Origin of the sequence: Pontibacter sp. SGAir0037, assembly GCF_005491705.1 — a bacterium.
Lineage (GTDB): Bacteria > Bacteroidota > Bacteroidia > Cytophagales > Hymenobacteraceae > Pontibacter.
This window is the reverse complement of record NZ_CP028092.1, coordinates 231,838-254,834: the sequence shown is the minus strand read 5'-3', so window position 1 is coordinate 254,834 and position 22,997 is coordinate 231,838. Positions and strand designations below refer to the sequence as shown.

The 22,997-nt window shown below is 45.6% G+C and carries 18 protein-coding genes; 8 read left to right on the top strand and 10 right to left on the bottom strand.

The window, feature by feature from the left end:
• Positions 1-7 precede the first annotated feature (7 nt).
• Positions 8-1,933 carry an ATP-dependent DNA helicase RecQ gene (locus tag C1N53_RS01040; RefSeq protein ID WP_240773339.1) on the bottom strand — a complete coding sequence of 642 codons (1,926 nt, stop codon included), beginning with the start codon at positions 1,931-1,933 and terminating at the stop codon, positions 8-10.
• A gap of 267 nt (positions 1,934-2,200) precedes the next feature.
• On the opposite strand from C1N53_RS01040, the gene dnaK reads away from it, so the two are divergent.
• Together dnaK and C1N53_RS01030 are read left to right on the top strand one after the other, a co-directional pair.
• Entirely contained in the window at positions 2,201-4,141 is a 1,941-nt protein-coding gene (dnaK, locus tag C1N53_RS01035; protein WP_137757568.1) for a molecular chaperone DnaK, read from the top strand.
• A 157-nt stretch (positions 4,142-4,298) separates the two neighbouring features.
• Positions 4,299-5,525: an outer membrane beta-barrel protein gene (locus C1N53_RS01030; protein WP_137757567.1), complete on the top strand. Its 1,227-nt coding sequence runs from the start codon at positions 4,299-4,301 to the stop codon at positions 5,523-5,525.
• Between the two features lie 228 nt (positions 5,526-5,753).
• Here C1N53_RS01030 and purE read toward each other — a convergent pair whose 3' ends face one another.
• Both purE and C1N53_RS01020 read right to left on the bottom strand, forming a co-directional pair.
• Positions 5,754-6,281, bottom strand: a complete 528-nt coding sequence (purE, locus tag C1N53_RS01025) for a 5-(carboxyamino)imidazole ribonucleotide mutase (RefSeq protein ID WP_137757566.1) — start codon at positions 6,279-6,281, stop codon at positions 5,754-5,756.
• 1 nt (position 6,282) lies between these two features.
• Positions 6,283-7,413 (bottom strand): 5-(carboxyamino)imidazole ribonucleotide synthase, encoded by a 1,131-nt coding sequence (locus C1N53_RS01020; RefSeq protein ID WP_137757565.1) that lies wholly within the window; start codon positions 7,411-7,413, stop codon positions 6,283-6,285.
• A 227-nt stretch (positions 7,414-7,640) separates the two neighbouring features.
• Here C1N53_RS01020 and C1N53_RS01015 point away from each other — a divergent pair, with 227 nt between their 5' ends.
• Positions 7,641-8,264: a MarC family NAAT transporter gene (locus tag C1N53_RS01015; protein ID WP_137757564.1), complete on the top strand. Its 624-nt coding sequence runs from the start codon at positions 7,641-7,643 to the stop codon at positions 8,262-8,264.
• 106 nt (positions 8,265-8,370) lie between these two features.
• A complete protein-coding gene (gene hemE, locus C1N53_RS01010; protein WP_137757563.1) occupies positions 8,371-9,411 on the top strand; it encodes a uroporphyrinogen decarboxylase in 1,041 nt (346 codons plus the stop codon).
• A 339-nt stretch (positions 9,412-9,750) separates the two neighbouring features.
• Here hemE and C1N53_RS01005 read toward each other — a convergent pair whose 3' ends face one another.
• The 5 genes from C1N53_RS01005 to C1N53_RS00985 form a co-directional block, all read right to left on the bottom strand.
• Positions 9,751-11,550 carry a TrkH family potassium uptake protein gene (locus C1N53_RS01005; RefSeq protein ID WP_137757562.1) on the bottom strand — a complete coding sequence of 600 codons (1,800 nt, stop codon included), beginning with the start codon at positions 11,548-11,550 and terminating at the stop codon, positions 9,751-9,753.
• Positions 11,531-12,550 (bottom strand): bifunctional heptose 7-phosphate kinase/heptose 1-phosphate adenyltransferase, encoded by a 1,020-nt coding sequence (locus C1N53_RS01000; protein ID WP_137757561.1) that lies wholly within the window; start codon positions 12,548-12,550, stop codon positions 11,531-11,533. Before C1N53_RS01000 ends, C1N53_RS01005 begins: the two co-directional genes overlap by 20 nt.
• Entirely contained in the window at positions 12,550-13,761 is a 1,212-nt protein-coding gene (locus C1N53_RS00995) for a pyridoxal phosphate-dependent aminotransferase (protein WP_137757560.1), read from the bottom strand. Before C1N53_RS00995 ends, C1N53_RS01000 begins: the two co-directional genes overlap by 1 nt.
• 356 nt (positions 13,762-14,117) lie before the next feature.
• Positions 14,118-14,726, bottom strand: coding sequence for a recombination mediator RecR (gene recR / locus C1N53_RS00990; RefSeq protein ID WP_137757559.1), 609 nt, complete (start codon positions 14,724-14,726; stop codon positions 14,118-14,120).
• A 13-nt stretch (positions 14,727-14,739) separates the two neighbouring features.
• Positions 14,740-15,021, bottom strand: a complete 282-nt coding sequence (locus tag C1N53_RS00985) for an ATP-dependent Clp protease adaptor ClpS (RefSeq protein WP_137757558.1) — start codon at positions 15,019-15,021, stop codon at positions 14,740-14,742.
• Between the two features lie 332 nt (positions 15,022-15,353).
• On the opposite strand from C1N53_RS00985, the gene C1N53_RS22665 reads away from it, so the two are divergent.
• The 4 genes from C1N53_RS22665 to C1N53_RS00965 all read left to right on the top strand — a co-directional run bounded on the left by C1N53_RS22665 (position 15,354) and on the right by C1N53_RS00965 (position 20,467).
• Positions 15,354-15,965: a hypothetical protein gene (locus C1N53_RS22665; protein WP_206077601.1), complete on the top strand. Its 612-nt coding sequence runs from the start codon at positions 15,354-15,356 to the stop codon at positions 15,963-15,965.
• A 1-nt stretch (position 15,966) separates the two neighbouring features.
• Positions 15,967-16,509, top strand: coding sequence for a hypothetical protein (locus C1N53_RS00975; protein ID WP_137757557.1), 543 nt, complete (start codon positions 15,967-15,969; stop codon positions 16,507-16,509).
• 195 nt (positions 16,510-16,704) lie between these two features.
• Entirely contained in the window at positions 16,705-20,001 is a 3,297-nt protein-coding gene (locus tag C1N53_RS00970) for an amidohydrolase family protein (RefSeq protein ID WP_137757556.1), read from the top strand.
• A gap of 94 nt (positions 20,002-20,095) precedes the next feature.
• A complete protein-coding gene (locus C1N53_RS00965) occupies positions 20,096-20,467 on the top strand; it encodes a DUF3703 domain-containing protein (protein WP_137757555.1) in 372 nt (123 codons plus the stop codon).
• 107 nt (positions 20,468-20,574) lie between these two features.
• On the opposite strand, the gene C1N53_RS00960 is transcribed toward C1N53_RS00965, so the two are convergent.
• Positions 20,575-21,753 carry a serine hydrolase gene (locus C1N53_RS00960; protein ID WP_137757554.1) on the bottom strand — a complete coding sequence of 393 codons (1,179 nt, stop codon included), beginning with the start codon at positions 21,751-21,753 and terminating at the stop codon, positions 20,575-20,577.
• Between the two features lie 403 nt (positions 21,754-22,156).
• Positions 22,157-22,954 (bottom strand): TerB family tellurite resistance protein, encoded by a 798-nt coding sequence (locus C1N53_RS22860; RefSeq protein WP_137757553.1) that lies wholly within the window; start codon positions 22,952-22,954, stop codon positions 22,157-22,159.
• Positions 22,955-22,997 lie beyond the last annotated feature (43 nt).

Genomic DNA, 22,997 nt, shown 5'->3' with positions numbered 1-22,997 from the left:
CTAAAGCTTAGTTAGCCTGCACAAGCTCCAGCTTGCCGTTATCCAGATACCGGATGCTGCCCAGATCTACCATCTGCCGGATTAGTACCGTTACAGCTCCTGATTGCTTTGGCTCGAACTGTTGCACCAGTTCTTTGGGTTGGTAAGGCTGTACCTGCAGCAGTTCCACTACTTTCATGCGTAAGGCTTTCTCTTCCTCCTCCTGCCGTTCTTTTTTCCGTTCTGCCAGGCAATAATCACAGATACGGCATTTCTTATCGCTGATTTCACCGAAATACTCCAGCAGCAGCTGAGTGCGGCAACGATTGCCGGTATGAACATAATGGGCTATTTCTTTTACCTGGCCTAAAGCTCTTTCGCGCAGTCTTTGCAGTTTCTTCTGGTCCAGGGGAAGATTGAGGGCATCCAGGCGTGGCGCTGTAAAAACCAGCTGGGGCGCATCTTTTGAGGGCTCATACACCACCACCTGCAGCTTGTGCAGGTACTCCAGTTTTCGCTTCACCTCCGGGTCGGTTAACTTTAACTGCTCGGCTATTTTCCGTTCCGATATCTTTACAAAATTGGTAAATGCTTCGCCCCCGTATAAGCGCAGGATCATCCGAAGCAAAGCATCGTGCTCCGGGTTCTTTACCTGGAACTCATACAGCACCATGTTGTCCACGGCCAGCATCAGCCGCGACGGCATATAATAGCTTTCATTCAACTGAATATAGCCTTCGCCTTCCAATCGTTTGATAGCATGATGTACCTCCAGCGGCTTTAGCTTATAAGTTTTAGAAAAGTCGGCCAGGTCAAAATCAAAATTCCCCATAGCCCCGCTGCCTACTGCTATCTGGTAGTAATTGGCTAAACTCTGATATACTCTTCTGATTAACTCAACTGGCGGATGCGCCTCCTCCACTTTCTTTTGCAGTTCCTCCACCTCGTTCGGGCCGTGCAAAATAACAGCATAGGCATATTTCTCGTCGCGACCCGCACGGCCTGCTTCCTGGTAATATGCCTCCAGACTCTCAGGCAGGTCCATGTGCACGACCAACCGTACATCAGGTTTATCGATACCCATGCCAAACGCATTGGTCGCGGTGATCACCCGCACCTTGTCCTGTATCCAGGCACTCTGCACTGCACTTCGTTCTTCAAACTTTAAACCTGCATGATAGGCTGCAGCCGAAATACGCCTGCTTTGCAGAAATTTTGCCAGCTCTACTGTTTGCTTGCGGCTACGCACGTACACAATACTTTGCCCAGGCATCCGCTGCAACACCTCCAGCATGCGACTGATCTTATCTTCGGTATAGAGGCAGGAATAAGATAAATTGGCTCTGGCAAAGCTTTTTACAAATACATTTGGCTCCGGGAACTGCAGCTTCTCCTGGATATCCAGGCGAACCAGCTCGGTGGCTGTTGCTGTGAGGGCAATGACTGGTACGCCCGGTAACAGGATACGCAGCTCCGCAATTTGCAGGTATGGCGGCCTGAAATCGTAGCCCCATTGTGAGATACAGTGTGCCTCATCTATTGCCAGCAGCCCGACCTTCATCCGTTTTACCCGCTCCTGAAACAGGTCTGTCAGCAGGCGCTCCGGCGACAGGTACAGAAATTTTACCTGCCCATACACACAGTTATCTAAAGCAATATCTATTTCCCGGCGGTTCATGCCCGAATAAATGGCAACAGCCGAAATTCCCCGTCTTTTCAGCTGCTCCACCTGGTCTTTCATAAGGGCAATCAGTGGTGTAACTACCAGGCAGATCCCCTCTTTCGCCAGTGCAGGCACCTGAAAGCAAATAGATTTACCTCCTCCTGTTGGCAGCAGAGCAAGCGTATCTTTACCTGAAAGCACCGACCGGATAATATCTTCCTGCAAAGGCCTGAATTGCTCATAGCCCCAATAGTTCTTTAAAATATGATGGATGTCTTGCACAGGAACCATGAATCAGCACCAAAATTACTTATTAATGTCGAGTTTACAGATTTTACAACGCTACTCTTCTGCACTTAGGATATACTACTATAAATTCAGGAAAATATGTCGCAACAGAAGCTTATCTGTTAAAGCAAGTCAGACAAAAGGTTTTCACATGTCTGCCCCTGTGACATATTGACATAAAAAACAGGCTATTCACCGCTTGGCACATAGCTTGTTATAAAGGAAGTAACAGTTTGAATTTGAAATCGGAATTAACAATAAAACTATAGAATGGGAAAGATAATAGGTATTGACTTGGGTACAACCAACTCCTGCGTTGCTGTAATGGAAGGTAACGAGCCGGTGGTTATACCAAACAGCGAAGGCCGCAGAACCACTCCGTCTATCGTTGCTTTCTTAGACAACGGAAACGGTGAGCGTAAAGTAGGCGACCCTGCCAAAAGACAGGCAATCACAAACCCTCAGAACACAATCGCTTCGATTAAGCGCTTCATGGGCCACAGCTACAACGAAGTAAACGACGAAGCAAAGCAAGTATCCTATAAAGTGGTACAAGGCGGTAACAACACAGTGCGTGTTGAGATTGGCGACAGACAATATACGCCACAGGAAATCTCTGCCATGGTGCTTCAGAAAATGAAGGCTACTGCCGAAGATTACCTGGGAACAACCGTAACTGAGGCCGTTATTACAGTACCAGCTTACTTTAACGATGCACAGCGCCAGGCTACGAAAGAAGCTGGTCAGATTGCGGGTCTGGAAGTAAAGCGTATCATTAACGAACCTACAGCAGCAGCACTTGCTTATGGTCTGGACAAGAAAAGTGTAGATCAGAAAATCGCTGTATTCGACCTTGGTGGCGGTACTTTCGATATTTCTATTCTGGAACTTGGTGATGGCGTGTTCGAAGTACTTTCTACAAACGGTGACACCCATCTTGGTGGTGACGACTTTGATCAGGTAATTATCAACTGGCTGGCCCAGGAGTTCCTGAACGACGAAGGCATTGACCTGCGTAAAGACCCAATGGCATTACAGCGCTTAAAAGAAGCTGCTGAAAAGGCTAAAATTGAGTTATCCAGCTCTAACGAGACTGAGATTAACCTGCCTTACATAATGCCAGTAAACGGTATTCCAAAGCACTTGGTGCGTAAATTGAGCCGTTCTAAATTTGAGCAGCTTTCTGATGACCTGATCCGTCGCTCTATGGAGCCATGCCGTCAGGCTTTAAAAGATGCTGGTCTTTCTACTTCTGACATCGACGAAGTAATTTTGGTGGGTGGTTCTACCCGTATCCCAAGAGTACAGGAAGAGGTGGAGAAGTTCTTCGGTAAAAAGCCATCTAAAGGTGTAAACCCTGATGAAGTAGTTGCCATTGGTGCCGCAATCCAGGGTGGTGTATTAACAGGTGAAGTAAAAGACGTACTTCTGCTGGACGTAACGCCTCTTTCTTTAGGTATTGAGACCATGGGTGGTGTGATGACTAAGTTAATTGAGTCTAACACAACTATTCCTACGAAGAAGTCTGAGACATTCTCTACTGCTTCTGATAACCAGCCTTCTGTGGAGATACACGTACTGCAAGGTGAGCGCCCTATGGCCCGCGATAACCGCACCATCGGACGTTTCCACTTAGATGGTATTCCGGCAGCTCCACGTGGTGTTCCTCAAATCGAAGTTATCTTCGATATAGATGCCAACGGTATCCTGCATGTAACTGCTAAAGATAAAGCGACAGGCAAAGAGCAGAAGATCCGTATCGAAGCCTCTTCCGGCCTGAGCGAGCAGGAAATCGAACGCATGCGCCAAGAAGCAGAAGCCAACGCAGAGGCTGATAAGCGTGCGAAGGAAGAAATTGAGAAGCTGAATGCGGCTGACTCGATGATCTTCCAGACCGAGAAACAGCTGAAAGAGTATGGCGACAAGTTATCTGCCGGTAACAAGTCGAATATAGAAAATGCGCTGGGTCAGTTAAAAACTGCACATGGTGCGAAAGACATTGCCGGCATAGATGCCGCTATCGAAGCTCTTAATGGAGCCTGGAGTGCAGCTTCTCAGGAAATGTATGCAGCTACACAGGGCGGTAACGGCGCTCCGGGTGCCGATTTCGGTGGCCAGGCTGGAGGTCCGGGTGCAGGCCAGCAAAGCGCAGGATCTGACGACGGTGGCGTAACTGACGTTGATTATGAGGAAGTAGACAGTAAGAAATAATTTTATCCCTTCTCTATATGTTAATCCCCTGCTGAGAAATCGGCAGGGGATTTTTTTTTATTTCCGAGTCTTGAACACTATAAACTATAGTTATTTTATTATATATTTCATAAAAAATATTTAATAATCAGTAAGTACATCTTACACTACCTTTATTATGAAGCATTTGTCTGCCATTCTTTTATTTCTACTGCTCAGCCAGCTTGCATTCAGCCAGAAAGACTTTCGGAAAGGTTATATTATCCAAGGCACTGATACGATAAAAGGCTATGTAGATTATAGAGGAGACAAGCGCAATGCCCAGGTAACCATATTTAAACCGGATTTAAATGGAGCAGAGCAGAGACTAACGCCAACTGATATTGCTGGCTATGGTTTTGAGAAAGAAGGAAAAGTTTACGAATCTAAACCTATTATAAATAATGATAGAAAAGAAAAGGAATCAATATTCCTGAATGTTCTGATCAAGGGGAAAGCCAGTATCTATTATTACCGTGATGCTGATGCGAAAGACCGCTATTATGTTCAAAAGGACACTTCCATTTTCGAACTAGAAAACCTGAAATACCAGGTTGTTAATCCAGGTTCAGAAGCCAGGTACGAACGCGCTGAACGTAGGTACCTAAGCACCCTGAGTTCATTGTTTTCCGACTGCCCTTCTTTTTCAAACCAGCAACTAAGCAATGTAAGGTTCAACCATAGCGATCTTATAAAGATTACCAATAAGTATAACAGGTGCATAAATCCTGCCAGTGTTGCTAAAGCGTTTACTAATCGCGAAGATCAGGTGAAAATAACTGTCGGCCCTGTGCTAAGCTTTTCGAAGTCAACTTTGTCATTTACCGGTAATTCAGCATTAGGACGTGCAGAATTTCAAAACGACTCTCATCTTGGAGGAGGATTTTCATTTAATATGCTCTTGCCGTCAATGAGTGAAAAGCTATCAGTACAAACCGAATTACTGTATATTCCCGCTAAGTTCAGTTCCCCATCAACTAGGTATGATGCCTTTTATTATGAATTTCAGTTTGACCTCGCTTACCTTAAACTACCTGTTCAACTTCGTTATACCTATCCTAAGGGAAAAGTTCAGCCTTTTGTGAATGGAGGATTAGTGCTGGCATATGCCATAAAAGATGATAATAAACAGATTGTAAGTCACGAATCCAGATTCAGAGAGCCTACGCAATCGTCGGCCATCGCTGCACCTAACTTTAATCATTTTATGAATGGTATAACAGCCGGTGCAGGTTTAATGTGTCAGATAAATAACAAACCCTTAGCTTTGGAAATCAGGTACGACAAAACCAGCGATATAACTAAAAATATTAATTTAAGTGGGAGTATAAAAGGATTTAACTTATTGCTCAGCTATGGATTTTAATCTTTAACAGTATTATTTACTTAGAGTCGACTTGTAGCTACTGCACAAATTAAGCCCCTTTAACAGGAGGATAAAAGAAGGAACGGATTGAAAAAGTAACCCTTATTCTTTTCGTTAGTTTTGCACTCCGATAAGTCAGTTAAATTGCCTTTTACTTCAAATGAATAAATTATCCAAAGCAAAGGGCCATAGCTTTAACTATGGCCCTTTGCTTTGGATAGAACTTGACTAATCTAAATCCCGATCTCCTCGTCTTAACTCTTCTACAGAGCGCATTACTTTATCTTTCAGGCTGCTCTTATACTTCTCCAACCTGTCGGCAATAGCAGCGTTGGTAGTACCTAAAATCTGGGCGGCCAGTATCCCTGCATTCTGAGCGCCATTTAATGCCACAGTTGCCACAGGTATACCTCCTGGCATTTGCAGGATAGACAGTACAGAATCCCAGCCATCTATAGAATTGCTTGACTTTACAGGTACGCCAATAACTGGTAAAGTTGTAAGCGATGCCACCATACCTGGCAAATGTGCTGCCCCACCGGCACCTGCAATAATTACTTTTAAGCCTTTTTTACGAGCAGACTCCGCATATTCGATCATACGATGGGGCGTACGATGCGCAGATACAATCGTCAGCTCGAACGGTACATTCAGCGTTTCCAGAATTTCAGCAGCAGCATCCATTACTTTAAGGTCTGACTGGCTGCCCATAATAATTCCTACTAAGGGTTGTGTATTGGTAGTTTCTTCGGCCATGTTATGCTTTAACTTTAATTACATTTTTGATAGAGGTTGCCCGTTGCTGTGCTTCTTCTATTGTTTCACCCAACACGGTAATATGCCCCATTTTACGGGCAGGCCGGGTATACTTCTTTCCATACAAATGAATGTATACACCCGGCACCGCCAACGCTTCCTGGAGCCCTTCATAGGCAGCCTCACCATCATAGCCTGGTTCTCCCAGCAGGTTAAGCATCACAGCCGCACTTTGTATATCAGTACTGCCCAGTGGCAGGTTCAGAATGGCACGCAGGTGCTGCTCATACTGTGAGGTATAGTTAGCTTTAATGGTGTGGTGTCCGCTATTATGAGGTCGGGGAGCTACTTCGTTTACCAGTATCTGCCCGTCTTTGGTCAGGAACATTTCTACTGCTAGTATACCCACCATGCCAAACGACTCAATTACACGGGTGGCAATTTCTATCGCCATCCGTTGCTGCTTATAAGCTACATTGGCCGGAGCAAAAAGGTAATCTACCAGGTTATGCACCGGGTGAAAACTCAACTCAACCAAAGGAAAGGCCGACACTTCGCCATTCGCATTACGCGCTACAATAACAGATATCTCCTTTTCATAATCCACCAGCTTTTCCAGCACCGATGGCTCTTCAAAAGCTTTTCCCAGATCAGCTTCGCTCGTTAAACGTGTTACCCCTCGTCCGTCATAGCCCTCACGGCGCAGTTTCTGAAATGCCGGCAGAAAATCAAGGTTCTGCTCTAGCTCCTGCCTGTCTTTTAAAATTTTAAAATCAGCGGTAGGTATGCTGTGCTGCCTGTAGAACTCCTTTTGCAGTCCTTTGTCCTGAATAGTGCGTACGGTCTTGGCGTCCGGGTATACCTTCACACCTTCTTCTTCCAGCTTCGCAAGCGCATCGCAGTTTACATGCTCTATCTCTATGGTCAGAACATCACAATTCTTACCGAATTCATACACTGTATCAAAATCGCGGAAGCTGCCAACGAAAAATTCGTGGCATACATCTTTGCAGGGCGCGTTTTCATCCGGGTCCAGAACCAGGGTATATAAGTTAAAATCGAGCCCGGCCTGCAGGAGCATACGTCCAAGTTGTCCGCCTCCTAAAATGCCTAGCTTTACTTCTCCTTTCATGTGCTATCTATGTATTATAAATCTTGTATCCCCAAAATTAAACATTCTGCTCCGAGACAAAACATAAAAGAAAGATAATATTAAGGTCTATTTTCTTAATTTATCTTTCCGGCAAAAGGTTTTTAAACCAAATGCTGATATAATTACCCGCGGCCCTCGCTTCAGGTTTTGTTTTAGAATGATATACGCTATATTTAGAGCTAGACTAAAAAGCCGCTCCCCGTTCTATGGAAATAATCCTTGCTACCTTTTCTGCCCTTTTTTCGGTTGTGAATCCTTTCGGTGCCATGCCGGTTTTTCTAACCCTAACGCAGGAGGATACCAATGAGCACCGTAACCAGCAAGCACTGAAAGCCTGCCTGTATATGGTTGGCATTCTGGCCGTCTTTTTTCTGGCAGGACAGTATGTACTGAATTTCTTTGGTATACGGATCCACGACCTGCGCATTGCTGGTGGCCTCATGATTATGCGGGCAGGCTTTGATCTTTTAACGCCTGGCGCCAATAAAAAGAAAATATCGCCTGAGGTAGTAGAGGAAGGCCAACAGAAAGAGGATATTTCTTTTACACCTCTGGCTATGCCGATGCTTTCCGGGCCAGGCGCCATAGCTATAAGTATAGGCTTGTTTACTACCTCGCTTTCTTACCTGGACATGGTGCTGATTCTGATTGGAATTATCCTGCTTGCCGTAGTATCTTATATTATTCTTCGTTTTTCTTACCAGCTGACACGCTATATGGGCAAGGCGGGGTTGGCAGCCCTTTCGCGTATCATGGGCTTTATCGTGCTTTCAATAGGTGTGAATTTTATCGTTTCGGCACTTACAGCCCTGTTCTTTACAGAAAGATAGTTCATGTGCTAATGAGGGATTGTGCTCCTATGCCAATACCGGGATGTGTATCTAAAACCTGAACAATACCCCATTAGCACATGACAAAATTCCCTATCTTTGCAATATGCAACTGAAGAACGATTTGCTTATTAGAGCAGCCAAAGGGGAAGCGGTAGAACGTACTCCTGTGTGGCTGATGCGCCAGGCCGGGCGTATTTTACCTGAATACAGAGCTGTACGCGAAAGCCTGAGCGGTTTTAAAGAACTAGTAGAAACGCCTGAACTAGCAGCAGAAGTTACCATACAACCTGTTGATATTCTGGATGTGGATGCGGCCATTATTTTCTCTGACATACTGGTAGTGCCCGAAGCAATGGGCTGTACGTATGAAATGGTAGAAAAACGCGGCCCTCTGTTTCCTAAAACTATCCGTACCGAAGAAGATCTGAAGAAATTGCGTGTAGCAGATCCACAAGAGCATTTGGGATATGTTTTAGAGGCTATACAAGTAACGAAACGAGCCTTAAACGGTCGTGTGCCACTTATCGGCTTTGCCGGAGCTCCATGGACAATCCTGGCTTATATGGTAGAAGGAAGCGGCTCCAAGACGTTCTCTCATGCACGTGGCATGTTGTACACCAACCCTAAACTGGCCCACGGCCTACTACGCAAAATAACCGATACCACCATTGCTTATTTAAAAGCGCAGGTAGAGGCAGGTGCTAACCTCATTCAGGTATTCGACTCCTGGGCAGGTATACTTTCTCCAGCTCATTACCGTGAATTCTCGCTGCCATACATTAGCGAGATTTGTAATGCTATCCGCAACGTGCCGGTTACTGTTTTTGCCAAAGGTGCTTTTTTTGCGCTGGAAGATTTCAGCAGGCTGAACTGTGAAACCATAGGCTTAGACTGGAACATGGGTGTTAAAACTTCCAGAGCCCAGGTAGGACCAGACAAAACTCTACAAGGGAACATGGACCCTTGCCTGCTGTATAGCTCTTTCGATACAATTCAGCATGAAACCATTAAAATGCTGAAGGAATTCGGACCACAACGCCACATTGCGAACCTGGGCCATGGTGTTTATCCTGACACTGATCCTGAAAAAGTAAAATGCTTTGTACAAACTGTAAAGGAGTACGGAAACATTATTGCAGGTTAGAAAATATTAAAATTTGTGTATGTGGAGAGTTGAGGATGATTTAATATGCTAATGTGTAAATGTGCTGATGTGCTAATACTCAGTCAAGTTGATTTTAAATTTTCTGATAGTTAAAGATTAAAAATTTCAGCTTTAGAGCGTCATTTATAATCTTTAATTTGACAAATTACTAGTGTTGTTACAACAAAAACGGCTGACGAGAAGGGTATCTTGTCAGCCGTTTTTGTTAAAAGTTCGAATTGAAGATTAATATGTATATTGTATTACTAAATGAGAATTTTCTCTAAAATACTGCACACTCATTATTAGCACATCAGCACATTTTCAAATCTCCAACTCCTACCCCACTGCCACGTGTGTTTCAGGATATTTATAGGCGGTTGTAGCGGCCCTGGTGCTAATGGCAAGCGCCAGCGTAAGAGTACCTACTCTCCCTAAAAACATAGAAATAATGAGCACGCACTTGCCCATATCTGACAAGCCCGCTGTTATACCAGTACTTAAGCCTACAGTAGCAAAAGCCGATACCTGTTCGAAAGCCAAACGAAAAATATCATACTGCGCATCGGTAATCGTTAGAATAAACAGGAAGAAGATGTTAAGAACTGCGGCAAAAGTAAAGATAGAAAATGCTTTGTAAGACACTACGTGCGGTATAGATCTGTTTCCGACTTCAACATTTCTCTTTCCCCTGATAGTGGTAACAACCGATAGTATAATAACTGCAAACGTTGTAGTTTTTATACCGCCACCTGTGGAACCCGGAGACGCACCAATAAACATCAGGAAGATAAACATCAGCAGCGTTGGCACTGTTAAAGCCGAAATATCTACGGTGTTAAAACCGGCTGTTCTGGTAGTAACCGATTGAAAGAAAGAAGTAATAAGCGCTTCTACAAAGTTCAGGTGCGACAGAGAGTTAAAGTATTCCAGCAGAAAAAAGCCAACAGTACCCAAAGTGATCAGGGCCGCTGAAGTATAAATGGTAATTCTTGATAGAAGTCTCCAGTTCTTCCAGGGCTTGCTCATGCGGCTTCGCATCGCTTCCGGCGACAGTACATCTATAATTGTAGGAAAGCCAATTCCCCCAAAAATAATAAGGCCTGCCACAGCTAAATGCAGAATATAAGAAGTTCGCACAGGTTCTGTGTAAAAGCCTTCCGGGTATAAAGAAATTCCCGCATTACAGAAAGCCGAAACGGCATGAAATACCGAAAAGAAAATTTTGCTTCCGAGGCTTACGAATTCTGTTTCACGCCCCCAGGTCAGGAAAATAACCACTGCACCGACACCTTCGATCAGAAAGGTCATGAAAATAAGTTTCCGGAGCAGGTTCTTAGTAGAAAAAAGCGATTCGCTCTCCAGCAGCTCATACATGGCCACATTCTGCTTTATTCCGACCCCCTGTCGCATGAGTGAGGCAAAGAAGGTAGCAAAGGTAAGTATACCTAAACCACCCAGCTGAATCAGGATTAGCAGCACAACCTGACCGGCAAATGTAAAATAGGTGCCGGGGTCTACCACGGCCAGACCTGTTACACAGGAAGCACTGGTTGCCATAAACACTGCATCAATAAAGCGCATACCGCCCTCTGTGGTCACCATTTTAGGCATCATCAGCAAAGCAGATCCCAGCAAGATCAGGAACAGGAAACTCATCAGAAAGGTAATGCCTGGCTTTAACCGGAGCGTTTTAAGGTGCACTTTAGTTTCAAGCAACTCTACAATCAGCAGCACCAGCATGTACAACGATACCAGTATCCGGTACATTTCTACCGACAGAGGTATATCTACTCTTTCGAATACATTGTACACCAGCGGATATTGCAGGATATAGGTGCTAAACTGGTTGAGGAAGATAATTCCCATCAAGAGACCTTCGAACCAGGTACGCTGCAGGAACTTTACCCGCTCAAAGGTGTAGAGGATGCGAAGCAGGTAAATAATTACGAAGATAGCCAGAATGCCATCAATCGCATAGTAGAGCCACTGCAAAACTGCCGGGTCTTCTACTACACCATGCGCATAAATCAGCAGCCCGATAGATACTAAAGTAAGTACGTAAGTTGTACGGCGCATAAAGGCATACACCTTCAGCTTACTATCGTAAAGAAGCGTGTTAAGCGATTCTGTGTTCATGTTTCTCAAACAGCCTGTTTTGCTGTGCTTCCTTTAAAAGAGATTGCTTGTTAATTGGCACCACGCCCACCTGCTCACATACCAACCCGCCACCCAGGTTACTGAGCCCTGCCATAAATGCCATATTTGTCCTTAAGGCAACACACAAAGCGGCTATGCTTACAACTGTATCTCCGGCACCCGAAACATCAGAAATTGAACGAAGATGTGCATCTAGATAAATCTTTTCCTCCTGATCTGCTACAAAAACACCTCTCTCTGACAAAGTTACCAGCACCTGTTCGGCCTGTAATCTATCCTGCAGCTCTTCAACGGCAGCTTCGAAAGCGGGCAGGTTTTCATCGGAGAACTCAACCTTTAGCCCTTCTTTAAGCTCCTTCAGGTTAGGCTTGAACAAAGTGCAGCCAATAAAGCTCAGGAAGTTTTTCTTCTTCGGATCAACTACGGTAGGCACCTGCCGCTCTTTAGCCAGCTGAATGAAATGCTGAATATTACTGCCGGAAAGCACACCTTTATCGTAGTCCTCAAAGATAACCACATCAGCCCGATCCAGTAACTTGTGAAACCGCTCTTCCAGCTTGCGGTTTTCGAAATCAGTCAGGTTGTACTCCACCTCAGAATCGACGCGAAGCAGCTGCTGTGCACCGGCAATAATCCGATGCTTGATGGTAGTAACCCGCTCCGGGCTTTGCACCACGCCTTCCAACGAAAGATGATGCTGCTCCAGAAGACGTAAAAAGTCGCCACCATCCGGGTCGTCGCCCACTACCGAACAAAGCAAAGGCGTTGCACCCATTGCCTGCACATTAAGTGCTACATTGGCTGCACCGCCCAGTCGCTTTTCCCGTTTCACTACGTTTACAATAGGTACAGGTGCCTCTGGAGAGATGCGTGTCGCTTTCCCCCACAAATAGGAGTCGATCATCACATCACCTACAATAAGCACCTGTAACCTGTTAAAGGCATCAAAAACGCCTTCTAAGCTATTTTTAAAATTCATTATTGAAGTTTGGCCAAGCTGCTCTTGATGCGTGAAAACGCTTCAACCAGCTTTTCATCAGAAGTGGCATATGAGAATCGGATACATTGCGGAGCACCGAATGCTTCTCCACTTACCGAAGCGATATGCGCATCAGTTAATAAGAACATACATAGGTCGTAAGCATTTTCGATGGTCTGGCCATTATAGCTTTTACCAAAGTAGGAACTCACGTCCGGGAATATATAAAAGGCACCGGTAGGCACATTTGTTTTCAGGCCAGGTATGTCCTGCATCAGTCCCAGCACCAGGTCACGGCGGCGCAGGTAGGCCGCTGTCATTTCCTCAGCCGAAGCCTTACCACCCTGCAAGGCTGCATATGCCGCTTTCTGGGCTATAGAGCAGGTGCCTGAAGTAATCTGGCTCTGCATCTTATCGCAGGCTGATGCTATTTCTTTATTAGCAGCTATATACCCTACGCGCCAGCCTGTCATGGCATAACCTTTCGAGAAGCCGTTTACAGTAATAACGCGGTCTTTGATGAAATCAAAAGCAGCCATACTAGCATGTTTGCCTTCGAAGTTGATATACTCATAGATCTCATCGGCCATTACGTATACCTGCGGGTGCTTCTCCAGTACGCGCGCTAAGGCCAGTAATTCATCTTCATCTAAAACAGAACCAGTAGGGTTACTCGGAGAAGAATACATTACCAGCTTTGTATTAGAAGTGATGGCACTTTCCAGTTGTTCCGGCGTTACTTTGAAATCGTTCTCGAGGCGGCCCTGTACCTGTACCGGTACACCTTCTGCCAACTTTACGATCTCTTCGTAAGATACCCAGTAAGGCGAAAAAATAATCACTTCATCTCCGGGGTTTACCAGGCACATCACCACATTTGCAATAGATTGCTTGGCACCTGTAGAAACTACAATGTTTTCCGGCTTATAGTCGAGGTTGTTGTCGCGTTTCAGTTTATCTACAATAGCCTGGCGCAGCTCCGGGTAACCAGGTACTGGCGTATAAAAGGTAAAGCCATCGTCGATTGCCTGTTTGGCGGCATCCTTTATATATTGAGGAGTTTGGAAATCGGGCTCTCCAAAGCTCAGGTTTATCACATCATATCCTTGCGCAGCCAGTTCACGACCTTTTTTAGCCATGGCAATGGTCTGAGACTCTGCCAGTGCAGAGATTCTGTCTGATAAAATGTTTACTGCTTCCGCGTTTTGCATAGGAAATTATTTAGTGGTCCAAAGTTACTTATTCTGCTACAGACAATCCAGCAATGTTACCTGAATTTAGCCTCTTCCTTAAATCGATGAATCAGCTGGAAATTTAACTAAGAAGAAGAAAGAAACCCAAAATTATGACTACTATATAAATTTTACTCTCATTCTGTTAACAAAGATTAAGCTACAGGTATAAAATTTAACAAAATGGCAACACCTGTTCTATAAATTCTGCTGAAACCTTTATAGTTTAAGCTTGCCTTAGCGATGCATGAAGCATCCAGGCAGAGGGCACCGCCAAGGCATCAACAAAAAGGGAGGCTTTACCGGCCTCCCTTTTTGTTGATGCTGTTGTTAAGTTATACCTTACCGTAAGCAGTACGCTCTACAATACTTCTCCCCAAGGTAATTTCATCGGTATATTCCAGCTCTCCGCCTACAGGCACGCCCCGCGCTATGCTGGTAATCTTAAGGTTAAATTCGCGCAGCTTCCTGGTCAGGTAAAACGAAGTGGTATCTCCTTCCATGGTTGGGCTCAGGGCAAAAAGCACCTCTTTCACTTCGGAGTTCGGCAATCGCTCCAGCAGAGAATCTATGTGCAGGTCGGATGGACCTACACCCTCTATGGGAGAAATAACCCCTCCCAGCACATGGTACAGGCCTTTGTACTGCGCTGTGTTTTCAATAGCAATTACATCGCGTATGTCGCTTACAATGCAGAGCAATGTGCGGTCGCGGAGTGGGTTGGCACAGATGCCGCAAATCTCAGCATCTGAAATATTATGGCACTGCTTACAGTGTTTTACCTCTGTCCGCATCTTCACCAAGGCTTCCGCAAGGGAGAAGGTCTCTTCCGACTCCTCTTTCAGCAGGTGCAAGGCTAAACGCAAAGCCGTTTTTCTTCCCACGCCTGGCAGCTTCGCCAGTTCTTCCACGGCATTCTCAATCAGCTTTGAAGGAAAATTCATTCAACCTCCTCAATTACTGAATATCTGCAGAAAGTTCTTTCAGGTGCAGGGAAGTACACATGCCCTCCAGCTCCTCATAAGAACCCACTTTTACCGTACACTTGCCTTTGTAGTGAATCAGCCAGGTGCATTGCTCGGCCTGCTCCACAGAATGCCCGCATACTTTAATAAGCGTATCAATAACGTGATCAAATGTATTTACATCATCATTATATACCACCAAGTTTCGCAGATCAGTACTTTCCTCCAGTACCGCTATCTCTTCCTGATAAATAGTTTCTCTCTCAATATTCATAATGCAAAAATACGAAATATAATGCAGGATAGGAAGTATAAAAGCTTTTTTAAAAGCTACCTATCTACCTTATCAGCAATTGATTACATTTATTTACCTGCGCAAAATAAATTTTATGGCCTTCAGAAAACCTCGTTTCTCCACTGCTTTTCAAACTGAAGCACCTTACATGAAGCCTGTTAAGCTGCCAAAGCTCTTCCAGAAGCAAAAAGCGTTTTGATGGCTGCCCAAAATTCAATAGTTTTGTATCAGGCCATGTAATGGCAAGGGTATACGTGTAATAATTTCTGCTGCTTTATACCTGTTTCTGATATCTTTCCGTAAGCTGTTACATGAAAGAAAAAGCTGGCACCGCTCTGGCACAACCGACTACCAGAGTGGTTGGCAAAAGAGAATTGTCGGACAGCAACGATGATTTAACGTTTTGGCTCTCTCAATCGCCTGTAGCGCGTTTGCTCGCTCTGCAGAACTTAAGGAGACAGCACACTATTTTATTCGGGATGGAGCTGATTACTGATTTTCAAGACCTTGTAAAGTTACTGAATACACATCAGGTAGAATACATGATAGCAGGTGGTTTTGCCGTCGCCATGTACGGTTACCCGCGTTACACCGGAGATATCGATATATGGGTAAATCCTACCCAACAAAATGCCGTGTATATGCTGCAGGTGATACAGCAGTTGGGCTTTGCCGATCATCATGTTACGCTGGAAGATTTAACCACTCCTGATATAGTAGTACAGCTGGGTTACCCGCCTAATCGTATCGATATGTCTACCGGCTTAACAGGCGTTGACTTTGCTGCCTGCTGGGAGCGCAAAGTTTCGCAGCCATTTGGAAATACCACAGCTTACTTTATCAGCCTTAACGATCTGCGGGAAACAAAAAAAGCTACGGCACGCCAGCAGGACCTGCTCGATTTACAGAACCTACCCGAATAACATGCCCGCCGTTTCTGCTGCCCTGAAAAAGGCCATCCAACAACTAAGCGAAAAAGAAAAAGAAGCCATTATTCTGAAAGCCATCCGTCGGGATGGAGAGCTACAGGATATCGTGGCCTTTGAACTGGAGGAACTGACACTGGAGGAAGCGATGGAGCAGACTTCTGACACCATCCATGCCCTGTTGATAAACGCCTCGGGCCGCAGCCTGAGCAAAGCTCTCACAAAGGCATTACGCAAAGCGGCTAAAGAAATAGCCCGCTTTAAACGTATCACCAAAGACGCCAAAGGCGAAGTAGAACTGCACCTGTACCTGCTGCGCCTCATATTCAGCAACTACACAGGCCAGTTCGACAGCTACTACAAAGTGTTTTATACCACTACGGCCCGCCTGCTGCTGCGCACTATGCAGCTTATCCGCAAAAACCTGCACGAAGATTATCACCTGGAGTACAAAGATGAACTGGATGATTTTCTTTCCCAGATACACAGCAGAAACAAACCGCTAAGCTTTCATTTGCCAGTATATTTCGAGGCTGAATAACTAGTGCTCCTCCAATTTAAATTTTAGAATTGACAACCTTTGTATGAATAGGATAAGCTGAAATTAGTGCTTTATTTCTAATTCATAATTTCTAATTCATAATTTGACGAAGTACCAGCTGAAATGCTATTACCTATTCCCGTTCAAATTGATTAAATTTGAATTTCTAATAATCCTTCTACCCTTATCGTAAACATGAATAAACGCACTTACCTGAGTTTGTTCCTGGCGGCTGCACTTGCCTTACCCACAGGAACAGCTCTCGCTCAGGATAAAAAAGAAGACTCCAAGTGGAAAGTAGATGCGCCACATGGCCCGCAAAAAGACATTACCATTACCACCGACGAAGGCACCTGGATGAGCCTCGATGTAAGCCCTGACGGCAAAGAAATTGTATTTGACATGCTGGGCGATATATACATCATGCCCATGGCAGGTGGTAAGGCCAAACTGCTCCGTAGCGGACGTGCCTACGAAGTACAGCCGCGCTTCAGCCCCGATGGCAAATTCATTTCCTTTACTTCTGATGCAGGCGGCGGCGATAACATCTGGATTATGAAGCGCGCTGGCTCTGATGCCAAACAAATTACAAATGAAAATTTCAGGCTGCTGAACAATGCTGTCTGGACTCCTGACGGGGAATACATCGTGGCCCGCAAACACTTTACGGCTACCCGCTCTTTAGGTGCCGGCGAAATGTGGATGTACCACCGCACAGGCGGCTCCGGCATACAGCTAACCAAGCGCAAAAACGATCAGCAGGATGCAGGGGAGCCATTTGTATCGCCAGATGGCAAGTATGTTTACTTTTCCGAAGACATGAGCGGCGGATCTACCTTTGAATATAACAAAGATCCGAACGGACAAATTTATGTGATTCGAAGAGTAAACCGTCAGACAGGAGAAATAGACAATGTAGTATCTGGTAACGGCGGTGCCGTTCGGCCTGTGCTTTCGCGCGACGGCAAGCATATTGCTTTTGTACGCCGCGTACGCACTAAATCTGTGTTGTTCATCCACGACCTGAAAACAGGTGAAGAGTGGCCTGTATACGATAAGCTGAGTCACGATCAGCAGGAAGCCTGGGCCATTTTCGGGGTTTACCCGAACTTTGCCTGGACACCAGACAACAAAAGCATTGTTTTCTGGGCAAATGGCAAAATCAACAAAGTAGAGGTAGCTAACCAGAAAGCCAGCATTATACCTTTCGAGGCAACGGCTACGCATTCCATTGCCCAGGCAGTTCGTAAAGATCATAGTAGAGAAGGTATTTCTCCTGCACAGTTTACAGCCAAAGCTATTCGCCATGCTGTTACCTCTCCAGACGGCAAAACCCTGGTGTTCAATGCAGCAGGCTATATCTATAAAAAAGAATTGCCCAATGGCACGCCTGTTCGCATGACCAACGGCAAAGATTTTGAGTTCTACCCTGCTTTCTCGCCAGATGGAAAAACAATCCTTTACTCGACCTGGAACGATGAAAACTACGGCGCTCTGTATAAAATAGACATCAGCAAGCGTAATGCGAAACCAGCTAAACTTACCACTGAAAAAGGCTTCTATACCAATGCCTCTTTCTCTCCAAACGGCAAGTTTATTGTGTACAGCAAAGACGGTGGCAACAACCACATGGGCTATGCACATGGCAAAGAACGCGGTATTTACTATATGCCTGCGAATGGCGGCTCACCAGTACTGGTGCAGGAACGAGGTTCTTCTCCACAGTTCAACGCTACTTCTGATCGCATTTTCTTTACAGGATCACAGGGAGGAAACTATGCATTTAAGAGCGTAAACCTGCAAGGCAAAGAAGAGCAGACGCATTATACTTCTAAGTATACCGATCAGTTCTACCCTAGCCCGGATAACAAATGGATTGCTTTTGTAGAGTTGTTTAAAGGATATGTAGCCCCTTTCTCTGCCAATGCTTCCGGCTTGGATTTAAGTGGCGATACAAAAGCGGTGCCTGTAGCCCGTTTCACACAGGATGCTGGCAGCAGCATTCACTGGTCTGGTGACAGCAAAAAAGTTAATTGGGTAAACGGAGATGAGTATTTCTCCAACGACCTGAAAAACCGCTTCAGCTTTATAGAGGGTGCTCCTGAAAAACTACCCCCTATCGATACCGCAGGCACTAAGATCGGACTTGTTTTAAACGCTGCTATTCCACAAGGCAAGATCGCCTTCACCAATGCCCGCATTATTACCATGAAGGGCGATGAAGTAATTGAGGGAGGCACCATTGTAGTAGAGGGTAACCGTATTGTGGCCGTTGGAAAAGGAGTACAGGTGCCTGCAGATGCTAAAGTGGTAGATGCTGCCGGCAAAACCATTATGCCGGGCATTGTGGATGTACATGCCCACATGGGTACTTTCCGTAATGGCATGAGCCCACAAAAGCAATGGGCGTATTATGCCAACCTGGCTTATGGTGTTACCACCACCCACGACCCCTCCTCTACTACCGAAATGGTGTTTAGCCAGGCAGAGGCAGTGCAATCCGGGGCAATGGTTGGTCCGCGCATCTTCTCAACAGGCACCGTACTGTACGGGGCCGATGGCAATTTTAAAGCAGTGATCAACAACCTCGACGATGCCCGTTCGCACCTGCGCCGCATTAAAGCAGCGGGAGGATTCTCTGTAAAAAGCTACAACCAGCCACGCCGTGAGCAGCGCCAGCAGGTCATTCAGGCTGCCCGCGAACTGGATATGACCGTGGTGCCCGAAGGCGGTTCTACCTTCTTCCACAACATGAGCATGATCCTGGACGGACACACAGGTATAGAACACAACATTCCGGTTGCGCCGCTTTATAAAGATGTGTTGGAACTCTGGAAAGCAAGCAATACAGGCTATACCCCAACACTTATTGTTAACTACGGTGCTGCAAACGGCGAATACTACTGGTATCAGAAAACGAATGTGTGGGAGAAAGAACGCCTGCTAAGGTTTACTCCCCGCTCTGTGATAGATGGCCGTTCCCGTTTTGTAACGCAGGTGCCTGACGAGGAATACGAGAATGGTTATATGGCGGTATCCAGAGCCTGTAAAGCGCTTACGGATAATGGCGTAAAAGTAAACCTGGGAGCGCACGGACAGCTACAGGGCCTTGGCGCGCACTGGGAACTCTGGATGCTGCAGCAAGGGGGGATGACGAACCATGAAGCCTTACGTGCCGCCACTCTAAACGGTGCGGAGTATCTGGGTATGTCAAAAGAGATTGGTTCACTGGAAACAGGCAAGCTGGCCGACCTGATCGTGCTGGACCAGAACCCATTGGAAAACATTCAGCACTCAGAGCATGTGAAGTATACCATGGTAAATGGCCGCCTGTATGATGCTGCTACCATGGCAGAAATAGGTAACCAGGACAGCAAACCAACTAAATTCTGGTGGGAAAACAACCGTTATGCCACCTCTTTCGACTGGCATGAAGGCGCCGATACCCGCCACGAAGGAATAGCGGGCGACCACTGCTCCTGCCGTCATTAGAAGTAGGCCGCCAGAACACCAGTTTTGTGGTCTGGCGGCTTTTACTTACTCCCTGAAAACCACAAACCGAACCTGCAAGCAGCAGAGAAACAAAATGAAGCTAAATACCAGCATGCCTGATACGCTTAGGCCCTACTTTGAACTTGAAATAAAAGCCTATACTACCAATATAAGAAAGGGTAATTTACAGACTGCCTGGCAGCACCTGGAAAGAGCACATATAATTGGACAGGCTTTTCCTTATGAACATAGTTATGCTCATTGGAAAATGTTGCAGTTTGGCATCAAGATAAAAAGTGCCAAGGAAATAGTAGGCCAGATTCCAAGATTACTTGTTGGCGGTGTGAAATCATTTGTCGGAAAGGTTCCTACAGGTAATACAGGAGGAGCAAATGTTTCTGCACTAAAACCAATGCCTATCGCAAACGATATTTTAGATATCTTCAAAAAAGCAGGATTAGTTTAGAGGCAGATACCAAAACTTGATAACTATAAACTTTGCAAAACAGCCACTTTTAATTCATAAAAGTGGCTGTTTTGCTTATAAAGCAACAATGCTTTCTTCTATGTATACTAAGCTTTCACCGCAGCCAGCACACGCTTGATCAGTTCATTTGGGTTGCCATCGTGCCATCGCCAGACAATAACAATATCGTGTTCAGGATCGACCCAAATTGTGTTTTGGCCTGCACCAAGCGCAGCATAACTCGTGGTGGGCGCATCTGGCCATGCTTTACCTTCAGTATTCAGCCACCATAAATAACCATAATCCGGGCCGACTGGTCCGCGTACGGAGGTTGCTTCTTTTACCCATTCTTCTGAAATAATCTGCTTATTGTGCCACTTTCCCTTACGCAGGAACAGGTAGCCGAAACGGGCTTCGTCGCGAGCACTAATCCAGAGGCCTCCGCCCCAGCGGGTACCACCGCTTACAGAAGCCATCCGCTTCCCGTTAACCTCTGCATAAGAATTATGATATGGCACGTAGCGCCAGGTATCGGAAGCACCAATAGGCAACATTACTTCTTCTTTCAGTAAATCCGGTAAAGGTTTCTGCCATACCCGCAGCAACGATAATGCCAGGCGGTTTATCCGGACATCGTTGTACTCATAGAAAGCGCCCGGTGCCTGCAAAGTGCGTGGCTTTCTTTCACCTCTACCATACTCCTCCTTTCCTACAAAATCGTGTTTCTTCCCCCAAAGCGCCCCCTCCCACTCACTGGTTTGGCGGGCATGGTGTTCCCAGGTAACGTTTCTGTTCTGCTTCGAATCGTAGCCGCCATCCTGCACATAATTTGCTACTGGATCTGTAATAGCTTTAACCAAGCCTTTATCTATAGCAATGCCCAGCAAGGTAGACAAATAGCTTTTTGCCACACTATAAGTAGGATCGGCCCTTTGGGTATCTCCCCATTCTGCTACTATAAAACCATTTTTAAGTATAAGGCCATTAGTGCTGGCTCTGTCGGTTGGCATAGAACCTAACAGCTTGCCGAAAATGACTTCCTGAGTAGAAAAGTCTGCAGGCATTTGAGTGGTTTCCTGTGTCTTAGCCCACTCAACTGCCTCCTGTAGTTTGGCTGCATCCATACCAACCTGTTCAGGCTTCTTAGTTAGCCAATCGTCATCTTCTCCAGGATAGTATTCCTTAGCTGCAGCTTTTAAAACGTTAGCAGTACGCTGCTGCCCCTGCTGCTGACAAGAAAAAAGCGTTGAAGCTACTGCCAACGCTAATAGGGATTTCTTAAACATACTCTTCCGGAGTTAGAACGTTAGAAGATTAGAAAGTTAAAAAGTTATAAGTAAGAAGACAATATTAGCTTGATGTAAACATGAGCAGGAATTACTTTCCAAAGCATTTTATATAAGTGATTTAACCCATATAGAAATCGTGATACTTGTGTCCTTTTACTTAGTATTTAGGCTGCGACACAACTCGTCGGAAATAGCACCGGTATTCCTGTTTAGATCAAGACACAAGACAAAAGGTTTTTCCTTTTGTTAGGGATTTGTGAACAAATCAAACTTCTAATTCTGGTAAGTTAAGGCGCAATCTATAACCATCTGCATTTGGCATCAATATCTAAAGTGAATTCAGCAGCTTTGCAAATAGACATTCCAGCGCACAAACTTTCTAACCTTCTACCTTCAAGGCTCACCATCCGAAACCACCACCACGCCTGCCGCCGCCACCGAGTATACCTCCCAGCAAACCGCCTAGTCCGCCTCCGCCCATACTGCTGTAGCCGCGCCTGCCGTTTAAACCACTCAGTATGGAAATAATAGACCCTAAGCCGCCTCCGCTACGATACATACCACCTCCCATCATACCGCCACCTAACAGGCCGCCGAGCAGTCCACCACCCATGCCACCCATCATACCACGTCTTCTGCTTCCACCCATCATTCTGCTGATTACAATGGGAGCCAGTATACCTAACATGCCTGTAACCATTTGAGGTGATATACCTGCATTTTTAAACATATCCCCGAAGCCGCTTTTATTCAGGAACGAAGGCGAAGTTGGGTCCTCCCCTTGCTGCTTCGCTTCATCGGCTTTATTTACAAACTGCTCCAGCATACTATACTGCTTCTGGTCCACCTCCAGGTATTGCGCCATTTCCTGTATGCGTTGCTGCTCCTCCGTCGTATACTGCCCGTCGGCTTTGGCAAAGCTGATAATATCGGTTATGAAGGAGAAGCGTAATTGGCTTCGCTTTAGTACATCCAGGCATTTTTGCAGGTTTATTTGTGATGGATTCTGAGCTACCTGCACCACCTCCAACTGCACATTTTCCGGCAACTCTGCAGCTTCTCCCATTAGCTGCAAAAATTCCAGTTCTTCCTGCGATGCCTTCCCATCTGCCGAAGCCATGGTAGCCAGTGCTCCGAAGTAAGCACCTTTCTCTTCCATGGTATAGTTTTTCAGTAAGTTTGCTTGTTCCTGTTCCATAGTTCTCGTTTTATAGGTCTAGTATAAACGTGCTGCAGCAAAA

Excerpts from the sequence above, each read along its gene's own strand:
- C1N53_RS01040 (WP_240773339.1), bottom strand. The coding sequence starts at position 1,933 with ATGGTTCCTGTGCAAGACATCCATCATATTTTAAAGAACTATTGGGGC.
- dnaK (WP_137757568.1), top strand. The coding sequence starts at position 2,201 with ATGGGAAAGATAATAGGTATTGACTTGGGTACAACCAACTCCTGCGTT.
- C1N53_RS01030 (WP_137757567.1), top strand. The coding sequence starts at position 4,299 with ATGAAGCATTTGTCTGCCATTCTTTTATTTCTACTGCTCAGCCAGCTT.
- purE (WP_137757566.1), bottom strand. The coding sequence starts at position 6,281 with ATGGCCGAAGAAACTACCAATACACAACCCTTAGTAGGAATTATTATG.
- C1N53_RS01020 (WP_137757565.1), bottom strand. The coding sequence starts at position 7,413 with ATGAAAGGAGAAGTAAAGCTAGGCATTTTAGGAGGCGGACAACTTGGA.
- C1N53_RS01015 (WP_137757564.1), top strand. The coding sequence starts at position 7,641 with ATGGAAATAATCCTTGCTACCTTTTCTGCCCTTTTTTCGGTTGTGAAT.
- hemE (WP_137757563.1), top strand. The coding sequence starts at position 8,371 with ATGCAACTGAAGAACGATTTGCTTATTAGAGCAGCCAAAGGGGAAGCG.
- C1N53_RS01005 (WP_137757562.1), bottom strand. The coding sequence starts at position 11,550 with ATGAACACAGAATCGCTTAACACGCTTCTTTACGATAGTAAGCTGAAG.
- C1N53_RS01000 (WP_137757561.1), bottom strand. The coding sequence starts at position 12,550 with ATGAATTTTAAAAATAGCTTAGAAGGCGTTTTTGATGCCTTTAACAGG.
- C1N53_RS00995 (WP_137757560.1), bottom strand. The coding sequence starts at position 13,761 with ATGCAAAACGCGGAAGCAGTAAACATTTTATCAGACAGAATCTCTGCA.
- recR (WP_137757559.1), bottom strand. The coding sequence starts at position 14,726 with ATGAATTTTCCTTCAAAGCTGATTGAGAATGCCGTGGAAGAACTGGCG.
- C1N53_RS00985 (WP_137757558.1), bottom strand. The coding sequence starts at position 15,021 with ATGAATATTGAGAGAGAAACTATTTATCAGGAAGAGATAGCGGTACTG.
- C1N53_RS22665 (WP_206077601.1), top strand. The coding sequence starts at position 15,354 with ATGAAAGAAAAAGCTGGCACCGCTCTGGCACAACCGACTACCAGAGTG.
- C1N53_RS00975 (WP_137757557.1), top strand. The coding sequence starts at position 15,967 with ATGCCCGCCGTTTCTGCTGCCCTGAAAAAGGCCATCCAACAACTAAGC.
- C1N53_RS00970 (WP_137757556.1), top strand. The coding sequence starts at position 16,705 with ATGAATAAACGCACTTACCTGAGTTTGTTCCTGGCGGCTGCACTTGCC.
- C1N53_RS00965 (WP_137757555.1), top strand. The coding sequence starts at position 20,096 with ATGAAGCTAAATACCAGCATGCCTGATACGCTTAGGCCCTACTTTGAA.
- C1N53_RS00960 (WP_137757554.1), bottom strand. The coding sequence starts at position 21,753 with ATGTTTAAGAAATCCCTATTAGCGTTGGCAGTAGCTTCAACGCTTTTT.
- C1N53_RS22860 (WP_137757553.1), bottom strand. The coding sequence starts at position 22,954 with ATGGAACAGGAACAAGCAAACTTACTGAAAAACTATACCATGGAAGAG.